Source organism: Pseudoduganella sp. jia 9 (genome assembly GCF_055502615.1).
Map to the genome: position 1 here is coordinate 101479 of NZ_JBUPWE010000020.1, position 14836 is coordinate 116314.

The window sequence follows — 14836 nt, forward strand, 5'->3', positions numbered from 1 at the left end:
GCTCCATCAGAAATTGGTGAAGTTCTTTTCGTCCGGCTCGCCCTGCGTGGCGAAACCGTCTACCTGGCGCAGGCCGCCGCGGCGTGCCGGGCGGGCGCTGCCGCTGCCGCTGCGCACCTTGGCAAGCACCCGGGCGCTGTCGTTACTGGCCAGGTGGAAGAAGCTCATGGCGCCCTGCAACTGCTCGGCCTGGCCGCTCATTTCCTCGGCCGTCGCCGCCAGCTCCTCGGAGCTCGACGCGTTCTGCTGCGTGCCCTGGCTCATCTGGCCGACAGCCGCGTTGATCTGGCCCACGCCGGCCGACTGCTCCTCGGACGCGGCGGTGATTTCCTGCACCAGGTCCGACGTCTTGCGGATATTCGGCACCATCTGGTCCAGCAGGTTGCCGGCGCGTTCGGCCAGTTCCACGCTGGACGTGGCCACTTCGCCGATTTCCTGCGCCGCCACCTGGCTGCGTTCGGCCAGCTTGCGCACTTCGGCCGCCACCACCGCGAAGCCCTTGCCGTGCTCGCCGGCGCGGGCGGCTTCGATGGCCGCGTTCAGCGCCAGCAGGTTGGTCTGATAGGCGATATCGTCGATGATGCCGATCTGCTTGGCGATCTGTTTCATCGCGACCACCGTGGCCTTGACGGCTTCGCCGCCTTCGGCCGCTTCGCGCGCCGCCTGGGTGGCCATGCCGTCGGTGACGCGGGCATTCTCGGTGTTCTGCGAGATCGATGCCGTCATCTGTTCCAGCGATGCCGAGGTTTCCTCGACGCTGGCGGCCTGCTCGGAGGCGGCCTGCGACAGCGACTGCGCCGTGGCCGACACTTCCTCGGAAGCCGAGGCCAGCGACTGCGCGCTGGCGTTCACTTCGCCGACGACCTGGGCCAGCTTGTCCATCGTGCCGTTCGAGTATTCCTTCAGCTTGCCAAACGCGCCATGGTATTCCTTGTCGATGCGGGTGGTCAGGTCGCCTTCGGCCAACGCCGACATCACGCGCACCACGTCGTCGATGCTGGCACCGGTCGTCATCACCAGCTGGTTCAGGCCATCGCCCATCTCCTTCTGGAAGCCCTGCATGCCCGCCGTGTCGACGCGCGCCTCGAAATTGCCGCGGTTGGCCGCCTCGATCACGGCACGCTGGCCGGCGATCACCTGGCGCAGCTTGCCCACCATCTGGGCCACGGCAAACAGCATGCTGCCGGTATCGCCCTTGCGGGTAGCCACTTCGCCGGACAGGTCGCCGTCGGCAATACGCTTCAGCAGTTCGGCCGCGTAGGCCGGTTCGCCGCCCAGCGTGCGCGTCAGGCTGAACGTGATCCAGCATGCCATCCCGATACTCAGCAGGACGGCGATCGTGCCCAGCAGCACCAGCTGGTTACGGGCGCTGACATATGCCTCGGTGGCTTCTTCGCCGGACTGCGCCATCGACCTATCCTGGTGCGCGATCAGCTTGCGGATCGTCACGATATACGTGGTCTGGATACCTTCGAGCTTGTTCACCAGCAGGTCGCGCGCCTCGGTGCGCTGGCCTGCCGCCGCCAGGCGCAGGAACTCTTCCTGGACCACGCGGTACTGCTCGCGCGTCTCCACGACCGCCTCCAGCACTTCCCTGCCTTCCGGCGAAGCCACGACCTTCTTCAGCTTCTCGATCGTCTCGCGCAGCTTGTTGCGTTCGGCTTCGATCGTTGCCAGCTCGCGGCGCGCCACGGCCGCGTCGTCGAAAATCACGACATTGCGCATCGCGATCGCGATCGTCGTGATGTTGCCGATCAAGTCGTGGGCCAACGTGACCTTCGGGTACTTGTCGGTGATCAGTTCGTTGACGTTGGCGCTGACGCCGGCCAGGCTGCGGATACCCAGCAGGATGCTGGCGATCAGCAGGATGCCGACGATGCCGAAGCCCAGGGCCAGGCGGACACTTACTTTCATGTTACGGAACAAGATTGTCTCCTTGCGGCCACCGGCCGCGGGTTGTTAATGGGTTGTCAGCGGGTTGTCAGCTGGTTTTCAAGCGGTTTCCAATCGATGGAAACCGTCCTGGAACGGTGTTCAGAAACGGGTGAAGCTGGCTTCGTCCGGACCTTGCGCGGCAAATGCCGGCGCCTGCATGCCGATGCTTTCCGGACGGCGCTTGGCTGACGCCACATTGCGCGACGCTGGCCGGCGCCCGCCGGCCGATGCCCCTTCCAGGCGGAAGAAGCCCATCGCAGCCTGCAACTGCTCGGCCTGGCCGCTCATTTCCTCGGCCGTGGCGGCCAGCTCCTCGGAGCTGGACGCATTCTGCTGCGTACCCTGGCTCATCTGGCCGACAGCCGCGTTGATCTGGCCTACGCCGGCCGACTGCTCTTCGGAAGCGGCGGTGATTTCCTGCACCAGGTCGGACGTCTTGCGGATGTTCGGCACCATCTGGTCCAGCAGGTTGCCGGCCCGTACGGCCAGTTCCACGCTGGACGTGGCTACTTCGCCGATTTCCTGCGCCGCCACCTGGCTGCGTTCGGCCAGCTTGCGCACTTCGGCCGCCACCACGGCAAAACCCTTGCCGTGTTCGCCGGCGCGGGCCGCTTCGATGGCCGCGTTCAGCGCCAGCAGGTTGGTCTGGTAGGCGATGTCGTCGATGATGCCGATCTGTTTCGCGATCCGCTGCATCGCCGTCACCGTGGCCTTGACGGCTTCGCCGCCTTCGGCCGCTTCACGCGCCGCCTGGGTGGCCATGCCGTCCGTGACGCGGGCGTTTTCCGTGTTCTGCGAGATCGATGCCGTCATCTGCTCCAGCGATGCCGAGGTTTCCTCGACGCTGGCGGCCTGCTCGGAAGCGGCCTGCGACAGCGACTGCGCCGTGGCCGACACTTCCTCGGAAGCCGAGGCCAGCGACTGCGCGCCGGCGTTCACTTCCGACACTACGTGCGTCAGCTTGCCGACCATGTTCTTCATGGCCGCCAGCAATTGGCCAGCTTCGTCGCGCGCCGTATCGCCGATGGCCACCGTCAGGTCGCCTGCCGCCAGCCGGTCGGCCACGCCCACGGCCTGGCGTAGCGGACGGGTTACCGACAGCGTGATCGACACCGCTACCAGGATCGCCAGGACCAGTGCGCCGGCAGTGATGCCAATCACGAGCTGCCGGGTTTCCTCATAGGTCTGGCTTGCTTCGACGGCCAGCGATTGCATCTTGTCGCTCTGGTGCTTGGACAGTGCGCCAAGCGCGTCGCTGAACTCGCGTACAGCCGGCACGACCTCGTTGCTGACAAACGCTGCGGCCTGCTGGCGGTCGCTGCCCACCAGTGTGTAGAAGCGGTTATACAGGGGTTCCAACGCGGCATTGCGATCGACGATTTCCTTCAACAACTTTTTGCCGCTCTCGCTGGCCACTACTTTCGTCAGCTCGGCAAGCCGCTCCGCCACACTGGCGCGCACCTTGTCGGTCTGCTTGCGGAAGCGGTCCACTTCCGCCGCGTTCTCGGCCAGCACCATGCCGCGCATCTGGCGCGGCAGGTCGACCGCGTCGCGAATCAGGTCTTTCGCCAGCACCACTTTCGGATAGGCGTCGGCGGTAATCTCCTCTGTCGCATGGTTCATGGCTGCCATCCGGCCGATCGCCAGCAGGGCGATGGCCAGCAGCAGCGCCAGGACAGCGCCGAAGCCCAGTCCCAGGCGAATACCGATTTTCAAGTTCTTGAGCATCTTGCTCTCCAGGTTAATGTTCAAATTCAACAGTTCAGGCGGCAGTACGAAGGTCGTTTTCGCGTTCGCTCTCGACACCGTTCAGCAGCGCTGCCATGTCGAGGATCAGCGCCACGTCGCCATTGCCGAGGATCGACGAGCCGGACAGGAAGCGCGCGCCGGAGAACACCTTGCCGAGCGGCTTGATCACGGTCTGGAACTCGCCCAGCAGCGTGTCGACGACCAGGCCGGCCCGGCTGCTGCCATAGCGCACCACGACGATGCTCTGGCGCCGTGCCGGCGCGCCGGCCAGTGCGAAGCGTTCGCGCAGCCGCACGAACGGCATCGGCGACCCGCGCAGGTCGATGTAATCGGACGACTGCGCGCGTTCCGCATCGTCGCGGAACTCCACGCATTCCTCGACCATGTCCATCGGAATGACAAACACGGATTTGCCGACGCCGACCTGGAAGCCGTTGATGATCGCCAGCGTCAGCGGCAGGCGCACGGTCACCGTGGTGCCCACGCCTTCGGTGCTGGCGATTTCAACGCTGCCGCGCAGCGCCACGATGTTGCGCTTGACGACATCCATGCCCACGCCGCGGCCCGACAGGTTGGTCACCTGTTCCGCCGTGGAGAAGCCCGGCTCGAAGATCAGGCCGAAGATTTCCTTGTCCGACAGCGTGCGGCCCGGTTCCACCAGGCCCCGTTCGATGGCCTTGGCCAGGATGCGGTCGCGCTTCAGGCCGCCGCCATCGTCGGAAACCTCGATCACGATGCTGCCCGAATCGTGATAGGCGTTCAGCGCCACCGTGCCCTGCGCCGGTTTGCCGCGCGCCAGGCGCACGTCGGCCGGTTCGATGCCGTGGTCCATCGCATTGCGCACCAAGTGCGTCAGCGGGTCGCCGATCTTCTCGACCACCGTCTTGTCCAGCTCCGCGTCTTCGCCGGACACGTCCAGGCGGATATCCTTGCCGATCTCGCGCGACACGTCGCGCACCACGCGGACGAAGCGGTTGAACGTGGCGCCGATCTTCACCATGCGCAGCTGCAACGCGCTGTCGCGCACTTCCTCGACCAGGCCGGACAGCGTCGACGTACATTCGAGCAGTTCGGGAATCTGCGTGCGGCGGGCGATCAGGTTGGCGCCCGCGCCGGCGATGATCAGTTCGCCGACCAGGTTGATCAGGCGGTCAAGCTTGTCCGCATCGACACGCACCGAGCGGCTTTCCGCCGGCGCGGCCTTGGCTTCCGGCGCCTGCCGCTGCTTGGCCAGCGCGGCCTCGACGACGGCCTGCCGCACGGTCCCCTGCTCCACCAGGATCTCGCCCAGCGGTACGCTCGCGCCATCCGCGCTGCCGGCGGCGGCCTGCACGGCCAGTGCCTGCTCCAGCTCGTGCGCCGTCACGCTGCCGCAGCGAACCAGCATCTCGCCCAGGCGCTCGCGCTGTTCCGGCACTTCATCGAGCCAGGCCAGGTATTCGGCGATGCGGTTTTCCGGCGGCAGGATGCGGATCTGGCAATCGTCGCGCACGAAGTCGAACACGCCATCGATCGCGGCCTTGTCCGCACTGCTCTGGAAGCCGATCTCGAAGCCCAGGTAGCACGCTTCGGGATCGAACTCGGTGGCCGGCGGCAATGCATCGGCCAGCGTGGCGATGCCCGTGATCGTGCCCATCTGGCCCAGGTAGCGGATGAACGACAGCGGATCCATGCCGTTGCGCAGCACGTCGTGGCCGAAACGCAGCGAGATGTGCCATTGCCCGGCAGTGCCAGCCGCGGCGGCGGGCGCGTTCGCGGTCCTGGCAACCGTGGGCGCGCTACCACCGTCGAGATAGCCCTGCAGCGCGGCCAGCAGCGGCGCGCCGGCCGGTACCAGTGCCGTGTCGCTCTCCAGCGTGCCCGCCTCGACCGCGTCGACCAGGTGGCCGATGTGGTCGCAGCAGCCCAGCAGCAGCGTCACCAGTGCATCATCGAGCGGCACGGCGCCGTCGCGCACCTTGTCCAGCACGCTTTCGGCCACGTGGGTGAAGTCCACCACCGTGTCCAGGCCGAACATGCCGGCCGAACCCTTGATCGTGTGCGCGGCGCGGAAGATCGCATTGACGGCTTCGGGGCCGTCCTGCGTCACAGCCAGCAGCGCGTTTTCCATCTGCTCGAGCAGCTCGCGGCTCTCGGCGATGAAGGTCTGCATTACCTGGTCGATATTCATGCGCTTTCCCCCGCGGCTTGTTCCCCGCTGTCCTGCTCCATGCCGGCGAACCCGATACCGAGCAGCGCGAACACGTCGCGTACGGCGGCGCTGGCATCCTGCACGCGCAGCGCCTTGCCGAGCGCCGCGGCTTCCTGCCGCGCCACCAGCAGCAATTGCAGGCCGGCGCTGTCGCATTCGGTCACGGCGGACAGGTCGAACGCCGGCGCGGCATGCTGCCGCACGGCGTCCAGCAGCACGTCCTTCAGCTCCGCTGCGCGATAGATCGTCAGCTCGCCTTCGACCGCCAGGGCCGCAACGGGCCCTTGGCTCTCGCCAATACTCATGTGGTTCTCCGTAGGGAATCTGCCGCGGCCGGAAGGCCGCGCGCAAGTGGCTTTAAGGCATGACCAGCTTCTGGACAGCCGCCAGCAGTGCTTCCGGCTTGAACGGCTTGACCATCCAGGCACGCGCGCCGGCCGCCTGGCCCTGCGCCTTCTTTTCCTGCTGCGATTCGGTGGTGAGCATCATCACCGGCGTGAACTTGTAGGCGGGACGGGTCTTCAGCTCGCGCACGAAGGTGATGCCGTCCATGTTCGGCATGTTGACGTCGCTGATGATCAGGTTGACCTTCTGCCCGGTCAGTTTGGCCAGCGCATCGGCGCCGTCGTTGCCTTCGATGACGTCGTAGCCGGCCTGGCGCAGTGCGATGCCGACGACCTGGCGGATCGATGCCGAGTCATCCACCACCATGATGGTTTTTGCCATGTGAAGCTCCTAGAAAAATGTGATTTCTTCTTCCTGCTGCGGCGCCGGCTTGGCGCCGCCCAGGTGAAGGGTGCGTTCTTCGGCCATCGCATACGTGCTTTCCAGCTCGGCCAGCAACGGGCGCGCGTCGAGTTGCAGTGCCGCCCCCGCGGCGCCCTGCTCGTCCAGGTACGACGGCAGGCGCGCGATGTTCTGCTGCACGTGCGACAGGATCTGGCTGACGCGGTCCTGGAACTGCAGCTGCACCAGCGCCTCGGCCACTTCGGACTTGATGCCGGCGCTTTCCACCTGCAGCACGTCGGACGACTGCACCAGCGCATCGGTCACGCCGCGGAACGACGCCAGCACGTTGCCGATCATCTGTTCGGAGGCCTGCACCGCCTGCCCTTCGGCACGCATCGAGTCGCTGGCCGCGCCGCAGGTGGCCTCGATCGCCGCGCTGATCTGGCCGACCTGCCGGGCGATGTGCTTGCCGGCATCGGCCGAGCGGTTCGACAGCATGCGTACTTCGTTGGCGACGACGGCAAAGCCGCGGCCCGCTTCGCCGGCACGCGCCGCTTCGATCGCGGCATTGAGCGCCAGCAGGTTGGTCTGCCATGCGATGCTGGCCACGTCGGCCGCCATCGTCTGCAGCTGTGCGGTAATCTGCTGCAGGCCCTCGATTTTCTTCAGCATCTGCTCCTTGCTGGCAGCGGCGCTGGCCAGCATGTCCAGCAGCGAGCGCAATTCCTTCTCGCTGGCGGCGAATACCTCGACGATGCTGCCGCCCTCGTGATGGCGCGCGGCGCCGGACGTGGCCAACGCCTGCTCCAGCTTGTACACGATGCCGGAGAAGCGCTCGACCAGCGAGACCACGGCCGTTTCCATCTGTGCGCGCGACGCATCGATGTGCGAGGCCCATACGCCCGATACCTGCTCGGCGAACTCGCGCCGGCTGGCAACGTAATCGCCGGCCACGGCGGGAGCTTGCCGTGCCGTGGCCGGATGGTGGACGAAAGCCCAGGCGCCGGCCGCCAGCAGCGCGGCGGCGATGGCGAAGCCATGCCACTGCCAGCCGGCCAATGGCACGATGGCGCAAGTGGCCGCAAGGGCCAGGGCCAGGGGAAAACAGGAATGCAAGGGGCGTTGGCGCATCAAGCGTCGCTCCGTCTCGTCGGCGAAAAGTGGAAAGGAAAATAACGATTACCGCGTCGGGTAATACTGTGTCGTGCAATGCGATATCTGTTACACGGACATATGATTGCAGAGTTTATTGCCGCAGCGCAAGACGGCACGCAATAATTCTTGTCGGCGGTCGCGAAAATCACACACTACTTGAATTGACGCTAACGTATTGTCTTGATTGAAGTTTTTAATAAGTCAACGGTGTTCTGGCGAACAACTGCGATGGGTTTGATTCAATGCAAATATCAGTCAATTTAATGGCATGCATTTAAAGCACCGAAAAAAAACCGGCTGTTACGCCGGTTTTTTGAATCGGTAACGGAAAATCAGCGGCGCCGGCGCCGCGCTGCCATGGCCAGCACCGCCTGGCCGGCACCCAGCATGCCGTAGGTGGCCGGTTCCGGTACCGGCGATACTTCGGCCGTCAGCGCGGTCTGCGTCACGGTGGCGTTGCCGATACCGTCGAACCACGGCCGGTCGACAAGGCGACCCGGGCTAAGCGGGTTCACTTCGGCGGACGTCTCGAAGCCGGTTACGCGGAAGCGGTCGACCGACTGGCCAAACTCGATGTGCTGGCATGCCAAGGCGTGTGCCGCGACGGCCGGCCAGAGCGATTACTTGCGATGAGCCGGCGTAAAACCTGCCAGCGCGGCACCTATCCCATACTCGGCGTGCCCGGCCCGCTCCTGCGGCCCGGACCGGCTGCCGTACGAAAGGCCCAGCAGGAACAGGGCCGGCGCCATCAGCAACCATGCCGGGCCGCCGAAGGCGAAGCCGGCAATCACGGCGGCCACGATCGGGATGAGCAGCATACGGCGCGCGAAACGCGGGGAAACGTGGAAAGCGGATTGCATGACAGTCCTTTCGGGAAGTGCCACAGGCATTCACATGACGCTGAATAAATGCTCTGCGGAAATTTTGGAATTCCCGAGTTTAAGAACTGAATGGCGAGCCCGTCCTGATACGGCACAAGGAATGTACCCGGCGCGGCGCATGGCATCCGCTCATCTCATCCGCTGCGCGGCGCAACCGGGCCCGTCACCGGTTGAGGTTGCCACGCCACAGCCGCCGTACTTCAACGCCCGGCCTTTTCCTGTTCGATCAGTTTCGCCAGTTGAGATGCGCCGCCGACCTGCTCGATCGTCATCACCCTGTCGAGCGGGATCGTCATCGTTTGCGGACCGTGCCAGTCGTTCTTCCGGCGGCTGACGACGCGGTTGCCCTGCCGTCCGTCGGGCGCGGTGAAGGGTTCCACGTAATACACATCGTCCAGCTGCAGGTGGCGCGGCCCCACTTCACGCAGCAGGCCAAAGAACATCTGGCCGTTCTGCAGTTGCACGCCGTAGCGCACGCCCAGCGGCCCCGGCGCGAATGCCGGGTAGGATTGCTGGCGCCAGAGGAACAGCGCCAGCACCACCAGCGCGGCGGCCGCGACGGCGGCAACCAGCAATGCGGTACTGGAACGCCAGCCGGGGGCGGGAATGCCGCCTGGCGTGAAGGCGGGATTGGGCAGGTCGCGGTGATCGGTCATGAGGTCTCCGTGAGTGAGCGCTGCCTGATTCTATGCCCGCCGCGCCGGGGTGCCAACACGCTCCACTGCTCCACACGTCCCACATATGACAACGGCGCCTTCCGGCGCCGTTGTCATGCAAGCCGCGCAGCGTCAGCCGCGCAATGCGCTGGCAGCCTTGGCCAGGGCGGTGATGTGGGTCCAGTCGCCCGCCTTCATCGCATCCTTCGGCGTCAGCCAGGAGCCGCCGACGCAGGCCACGTTCTTCAGCGCCAGGAAGGCCGGCGCGTTTTCCTGCGAGATGCCGCCGGTGGGGCAGAACGTGATGTCCGGCAGCGGGCCGCCGATGCCGTTCAGCATGCCCACGCCACCCGCCGGCACGGCCGGGAACAGCTTCAACTGCCTGAAGCCCTGTTCGCGCGCCTTCATCACTTCGGACGGCGTCATCACGCCCGGCAGCAGCGGCAGGCCGGACGATTTCGCCGCGCCGATCAGCGCATCGGTCAGCCCCGGCGACACGCCGAACACGGCGCCGGCGTCGCGCGCGGCAGCGAATTCCTCCGGCTGCGTCAGCGTGCCGACGCCGACGATCGCGCCTTCCACTTCGCTCATCGCGCGAATGGCAGCCAGGCCATGCTGCGTACGCAGCGTGACTTCCAGCACGCGGATGCCGCCCGCGACAAGGGCCTTGGCGAGGGGCACGGCGTGGTCGGGATCGTCGATCGCGATCACGGGGATCACGGCCGAGGTACGCATAATGTCGAGCAGGTTCATGTTTTACGCTTTCTTGGCAAGGAAATCTTCATCGGAACCGGGCACGGTGTTGCCCACGTCGTCACCGCCATGCAGCTCGACGGTGGTATCGATCGGCGACGGCAGCGGGAACGTGGCCGCCCCTGCTTCCGCTGCCGACACGCTGTTGCGGAACATGGCGAACAGTTCGCGGCCCATGCCGATGTGGCTCGGCGTGAGATCGGCCTGCGCCAGCGCGCGGCTGTGCCATACATCCGCCGGGACCCTGGCTTCGAACGTGCCGGTGACCGCGTCGACCGTGATGATGTCGCCGTCGCGCACCAGGCCCAGCGGGCCGCCGGCCAGCACTTCGGGCGACACGTGGATCGCCGCCGGCACCTTGCCCGACGCGCCGGACATGCGGCCATCGGTCACCAATGCCACCTTGCGGCCGGCATCCTGCAGGTTGGCCAGCGCCGGCGTCAGCGCGTGCAGTTCCGGCATGCCGTTGGCGCGCGGGCCCTGGAAGCGGATCACGGCCACGAAGTCGCGATCGAGCTTGCCGGCCTTGTAGTCGGCCATGAAATCTTCCTGTGAATTGAACACCAGGGCCGGCGCTTCGACCGAGCGGTGTTCCGGCTTCACGGCCGACACCTTCATGATCGCGCGGCCCAGGTTGCCCTCGACCTTTACCATGCCGCCATCCTTCGAGAATGGCTCGGCGGCGGTGCGCACCACCTTGTCGTCGCCCGATACGAGCGGCGAATCCCTGAAGACCACACCCTTGCCGCCTTCGGCCAGGAAGGGCTCCCTGCAGTGGTTACGCAGGCCCTTGCCGAGGATCGTGGTCACGTCGTCGTGCAGCAGGCCGGCATCGAGCAGCTCGCGGATGACGAAGCCTGTGCCGCCGGCCGCGTGGAAGTGGTTCACGTCGGCTTCGCCATTCGGGTAGATGCGCGCCAGCAGCGGCACCACGGCAGACAGGTCGTTGAAATCGTCCCAGTCGATCAGGATGCCGGCCGCACGGGCGATCGCCGGCAGGTGCAACGTGTGATTGGTGGAACCGCCGGTGGCCAGCAGCGCGACGATGGCGTTGACGATGGATTTTTCATCGACCACATGGCCCACCGGGATATATTCGTTGCCCAGTTCCGTGATCTGCGCCGCACGCTGCGCCGCCGCGGCGGTGAGCTGGTTGCGCAGTTCCGTGTAAGGCGTGATGAAGGCGGCGCCCGGCAGGTGCAGGCCCATCACTTCCATCAGCATCTGGTTGCTGTTCGCGGTGCCGTAGAAGGTACAGGTGCCGGGGCCGTGGTAGGACTGCGATTCGCCTTCCAGCAGTTCCTCGCGGGTCGCCTTGCCCTGCGCATAGCGCTGGCGGATCGCCGCTTTTTCCTTGTTCGACAGGCCCGACGTCATCGGGCCGGCCGGCACGAACACGGCCGGCAGGTGGCCGAAGTGCAGCGCGCCGATCACCAGGCCCGGCACGATCTTGTCGCACACGCCCAGGTACACCGCCGAGTCGAACATGTTGTGCGACATGGCGATCGCGGTGCTCATGGCGATGGCGTCACGCGAGAACAGCGACAATTCCATGCCGGGCTGGCCCTGCGTTACCCCGTCGCACATGGCCGGCACGCCGCCCGCGAATTGCGCCACCGCGCCCACTTCGCGCACCGCATCCTTGATGATGGCCGGAAAGTGCTCGAACGGCTGGTGCGCCGACAGCATGTCGTTGTAGGCCGATACGATCGCCACGGAGGGTTTTTGCACTTCCTTCAGCACCAGCTTGTCGTTTGGCGGGAAAGCGGCAAAGCCATGGGCAAGGTTGGTGCAGGCGAGCGTGCTGCGCTGCGGGCGGCCCTTGATGCGGGCCGCTTCGAGATGCGCCAGGTAGGCGCCGCGCGACGGACGGCTGCGCTTGATGATCCGCGCAGTGACTTGTTCGAGGACTGGGTGCAAGGCCATTATGCTTCCTTATCGATGAATTCCCGAAATTTTACTACAGAAGGGCAAAGGCGTGCTGCCTGGCGCGGTTTTAACTCGCCCAGCGAGCACCGCTGCTGCCGGAAACCGACCGGTATCCAGAGCATAAAAACAAACGTTTTTGCAGCATTTGAAGGTTATTCGTAGTGAAGTTACCGCTATTTCCTGTATAGTTCATCTATCCAAAACTGACACAGAAGTCTCATGCGCCAGCCACTGCTTACCACCACCGCCGCCTACCAGGCCCTGCAATCCCACGCCGCCGATGCCAAAGAATGGCACCTGCGCGACCTGTTCGTCGCCGAACCGCAGCGTTTTCCCGCGCTGACGGTCGATGCCGCCGGCCTGTTCCTCGACTATTCGAAGAACCGCATTTCACAGCGCACCGTGGAATTGCTGGTCGACCTGGCGCGCGAGCGCGGCGTGGAAAGCCAGCGCGACGCCATGTTCGCAGGTGAAAAAATCAATCTTACCGAACAACGCAGCGTACTGCATACGGCCCTGCGTATGCCGCGCGGAAAGCAGCTCGTCGTCGACGGCCAGGATGTCAATGCCGACGTGCACGCGGTGCTCGACCGCGTGAAGACCTTCACCGACCGGGTCCGCAACGGCAACTGGCTGGGCTACAGCGGCAAGCCGATCACCGACATCGTCAATATCGGCATCGGCGGCTCCGACCTGGGCCCGAAGATGGCGGTGCTGGCGCTGCGCTCGTACGCGCATCCGCGCCTGAACATGCACTTCGTGTCGAACGTGGACGGCCACGACATGGATGCGGTGCTGACGAACCTGAACCATGAAACCACGCTGTTCATCGTGGCCTCGAAGACCTTCACCACCGCCGAGACGATGCTGAACGCGCAGACCGCGCGCCGCTGGTTCCTGTGCGAAGGCAAGGAAGAGGACCTGGCGCGCCATTTCGTGGCCGTGTCGACGAACACGGAAGCAGTCACGAAGTTCGGCATCGACCCGGACAACATGTTCCCGTTCTGGGACTGGGTTGGCGGGCGCTATTCGGTCTGGTCGGCGATCGGCCTGTCCGTGGCGCTGGCCGTGGGCTTTGGCTACTTCGAGACGTTCCTGGCCGGCGCGCACGAGATGGACGAGCATTTCCGCAGCGCGCCGCTGGAGCAGAACATGCCGGTACTGCTGGCGCTCCTCGGCTTCTGGAACCGCGAGTTCATCGGTGCCGCTTCCCTGTCGATCGCGCCGTACCACCAGGACCTGAACCGCTTCCCCGCCTACCTGCAGCAGCTCGACATGGAAAGCAACGGCAAGCGCGTCACCAAGGGCGGCCAGCCGGTCGACACGGCCACCTGCCCTGTCGTGTGGGGCGAGTGCGGCACCAATGCCCAGCATGCGTACTTCCAGCTGCTGCACCAGGGCACCGACATCGTGCCGATCGACTTCATCGCCGCGCTGCTGCCCACGCACGACCTGGCAGGCCACCATGACGCGCTGCTGGCGAACTGCTTCGCGCAGTCCGAGGCATTCATGAAGGGCAAGACGGCCGACGAAGTGCGCGCCGAGCTGGCCGCGCAGGGCCTGCCGGAAGCAAAGATCGACGAGCTGGTACCGCACCGCACCTTCCCCGGCAACCGCCCGTCGAACACGATCCTGATGGAACACCTGACGCCGGCCACGCTGGGCGCGCTGATCGCGCTGTACGAGCACAAGACCTTCGTGCAGGGCGTGCTGTGGGATATCGCCAGCTTCGACCAGTGGGGCGTGGAACTGGGCAAGGTGCTGGCCAAGAAGATCCAGGCCGAGCTGGAAGGCGCCGTGGATCCGGACGCGCACGACAGTTCCACCAATGGCCTGATCGTGATGGCCAAGGGAGCGAAGATCGAATGAGCAACTACGATGTGACCGTCGCCTTCGATGGCGCGATGCAGGTGGGCGAAGGCCCGCTGTGGCTGGCGCAGGAAAAAGCGCTGTACTGGGTCGATATCGATGGGTTGGCCGTGCACCGGCTGCAGGTCGGCAGCGATGCGGGCAGCGGCGCCCACACGTCGTGGATCATGGCGAGCGAGCCGTCGTCGCTGGCCGCCCACGCGGACGGCGGCCTGGTGGTCGCCACCCGCAACGGCTTCGTCCACCTCGATACAGGATCGGGCGACAGCGCCGGCGCGGTCGTCGAGATCGCGCCCGCCCCGTTCGACCGCACGAAAGCCCGCTTCAACGACGGCAAGCCCGACGCGGCAGGCCGTTTCTGGGTCGGCACGATCTACGAATTGCGCGACCGGCCGGCCGCCGAGATGTACGTGCTGGAAAAGGGCCAGGTGCGCCTGGCCTGGTCCGGCGGCATGACCAATTCGAACGGCCTGGGGTTCAGCCCTGACAACCGCACGATGTACCACGCCGACACCACGTCGCACCGCATCACCCGCTACGACTTCGACGTCGCCACCGGCGCGGTGGCGAACCAGCGCGAGATGCGCCAGTTCTCGATGGACAAGGAGAACGGCTACGGCGGCCGCCCGGACGGCGCCGCCGTCGACAGCGAAGGCAATTACTGGGTGGCGATGTTCGAGGGCGGCCGGATCGTCAAGCTGTCGCCCTCCGGCGACGAACTCGACGTGATCGCGCTGCCGGTACGCTGCCCCACCATGGTGGCGTTCGGCGGCGACGACCTGCGCACGCTGTACATCACCACCGCCGGCAAGCGCCCTGCCGTGGAGCTGGAGCAATACCCGCTGTCCGGCCGCGTGCTGGCCGTGCGCGTGCCGGTGGCCGGGCTGGTGCAGCCGGCCTACCAGCCGTAACACGGGGCCGCTGGAGTCTCGATCGATCGCTCAGCGGCCCCTGATCGGCACCGGCAATTGCCACCTCTGGCTGCTGCA

General features: G+C 65.7%; 13 protein-coding genes. 2 read left to right on the forward strand and 11 right to left on the reverse strand.

What is annotated here, in order from left to right; translation table 11 throughout:
• Nucleotides 1-6: 6 nt before the first annotated feature.
• The 11 genes from ACY34H_RS24720 to edd form a co-directional block, all read right to left on the reverse strand.
• Nucleotides 7-1914, reverse strand: coding sequence for a methyl-accepting chemotaxis protein (locus ACY34H_RS24720; RefSeq protein WP_464980120.1), 1908 nt, complete (start codon nucleotides 1912-1914; stop codon nucleotides 7-9).
• A gap of 120 nt (nucleotides 1915-2034) precedes the next feature.
• Complete coding sequence (locus ACY34H_RS24725; RefSeq protein ID WP_464980121.1) at nucleotides 2035-3663, reverse strand: methyl-accepting chemotaxis protein; 1629 nt, start codon at nucleotides 3661-3663, stop codon at nucleotides 2035-2037.
• A 34-nt stretch (nucleotides 3664-3697) separates the two neighbouring features.
• Nucleotides 3698-5854 (reverse strand): chemotaxis protein CheA, encoded by a 2157-nt coding sequence (locus ACY34H_RS24730; protein WP_464980122.1) that lies wholly within the window; start codon nucleotides 5852-5854, stop codon nucleotides 3698-3700.
• Nucleotides 5851-6180 (reverse strand): STAS domain-containing protein, encoded by a 330-nt coding sequence (locus ACY34H_RS24735; protein ID WP_464980123.1) that lies wholly within the window; start codon nucleotides 6178-6180, stop codon nucleotides 5851-5853. The genes ACY34H_RS24730 and ACY34H_RS24735 overlap by 4 nt, the downstream gene beginning before the upstream one ends.
• Nucleotides 6181-6232: 52 nt before the next feature.
• A complete protein-coding gene (locus tag ACY34H_RS24740) occupies nucleotides 6233-6601 on the reverse strand; it encodes a response regulator (RefSeq protein WP_137314230.1) in 369 nt (122 codons plus the stop codon).
• A 9-nt stretch (nucleotides 6602-6610) separates the two neighbouring features.
• Complete coding sequence (locus ACY34H_RS24745; protein WP_464980156.1) at nucleotides 6611-7735, reverse strand: methyl-accepting chemotaxis protein; 1125 nt, start codon at nucleotides 7733-7735, stop codon at nucleotides 6611-6613.
• 356 nt (nucleotides 7736-8091) lie between these two features.
• Nucleotides 8092-8349, reverse strand: a complete 258-nt coding sequence (locus ACY34H_RS24750; protein ID WP_464980124.1) for a PEP-CTERM sorting domain-containing protein — start codon at nucleotides 8347-8349, stop codon at nucleotides 8092-8094.
• A gap of 30 nt (nucleotides 8350-8379) precedes the next feature.
• Complete coding sequence (locus tag ACY34H_RS24755; RefSeq protein WP_464980125.1) at nucleotides 8380-8619, reverse strand: hypothetical protein; 240 nt, start codon at nucleotides 8617-8619, stop codon at nucleotides 8380-8382.
• Nucleotides 8620-8840: 221 nt separating this feature from the next.
• The gene (locus ACY34H_RS24760) at nucleotides 8841-9296 is read right to left on the reverse strand and encodes a hypothetical protein (RefSeq protein WP_464980126.1); all 456 of its coding nucleotides are present in this window, start codon (nucleotides 9294-9296) and stop codon (nucleotides 8841-8843) included.
• Nucleotides 9297-9428: 132 nt separating this feature from the next.
• Entirely contained in the window at nucleotides 9429-10049 is a 621-nt protein-coding gene (eda, locus tag ACY34H_RS24765) for a bifunctional 4-hydroxy-2-oxoglutarate aldolase/2-dehydro-3-deoxy-phosphogluconate aldolase (RefSeq protein WP_464980127.1), read from the reverse strand.
• A gap of 3 nt (nucleotides 10050-10052) precedes the next feature.
• On the reverse strand, nucleotides 10053-11975 hold the full coding sequence (gene edd / locus ACY34H_RS24770) for a phosphogluconate dehydratase (RefSeq protein WP_464980128.1): 1923 nt from the start codon (nucleotides 11973-11975) through the stop codon (nucleotides 10053-10055).
• A 222-nt stretch (nucleotides 11976-12197) separates the two neighbouring features.
• Here edd and pgi point away from each other — a divergent pair, with 222 nt between their 5' ends.
• A complete protein-coding gene (pgi, locus tag ACY34H_RS24775) occupies nucleotides 12198-13847 on the forward strand; it encodes a glucose-6-phosphate isomerase (RefSeq protein ID WP_464980129.1) in 1650 nt (549 codons plus the stop codon).
• Nucleotides 13844-14758: an SMP-30/gluconolactonase/LRE family protein gene (locus ACY34H_RS24780; protein ID WP_464980130.1), complete on the forward strand. Its 915-nt coding sequence runs from the start codon at nucleotides 13844-13846 to the stop codon at nucleotides 14756-14758. Before pgi ends, ACY34H_RS24780 begins: the two co-directional genes overlap by 4 nt.
• Nucleotides 14759-14836 lie beyond the last annotated feature (78 nt).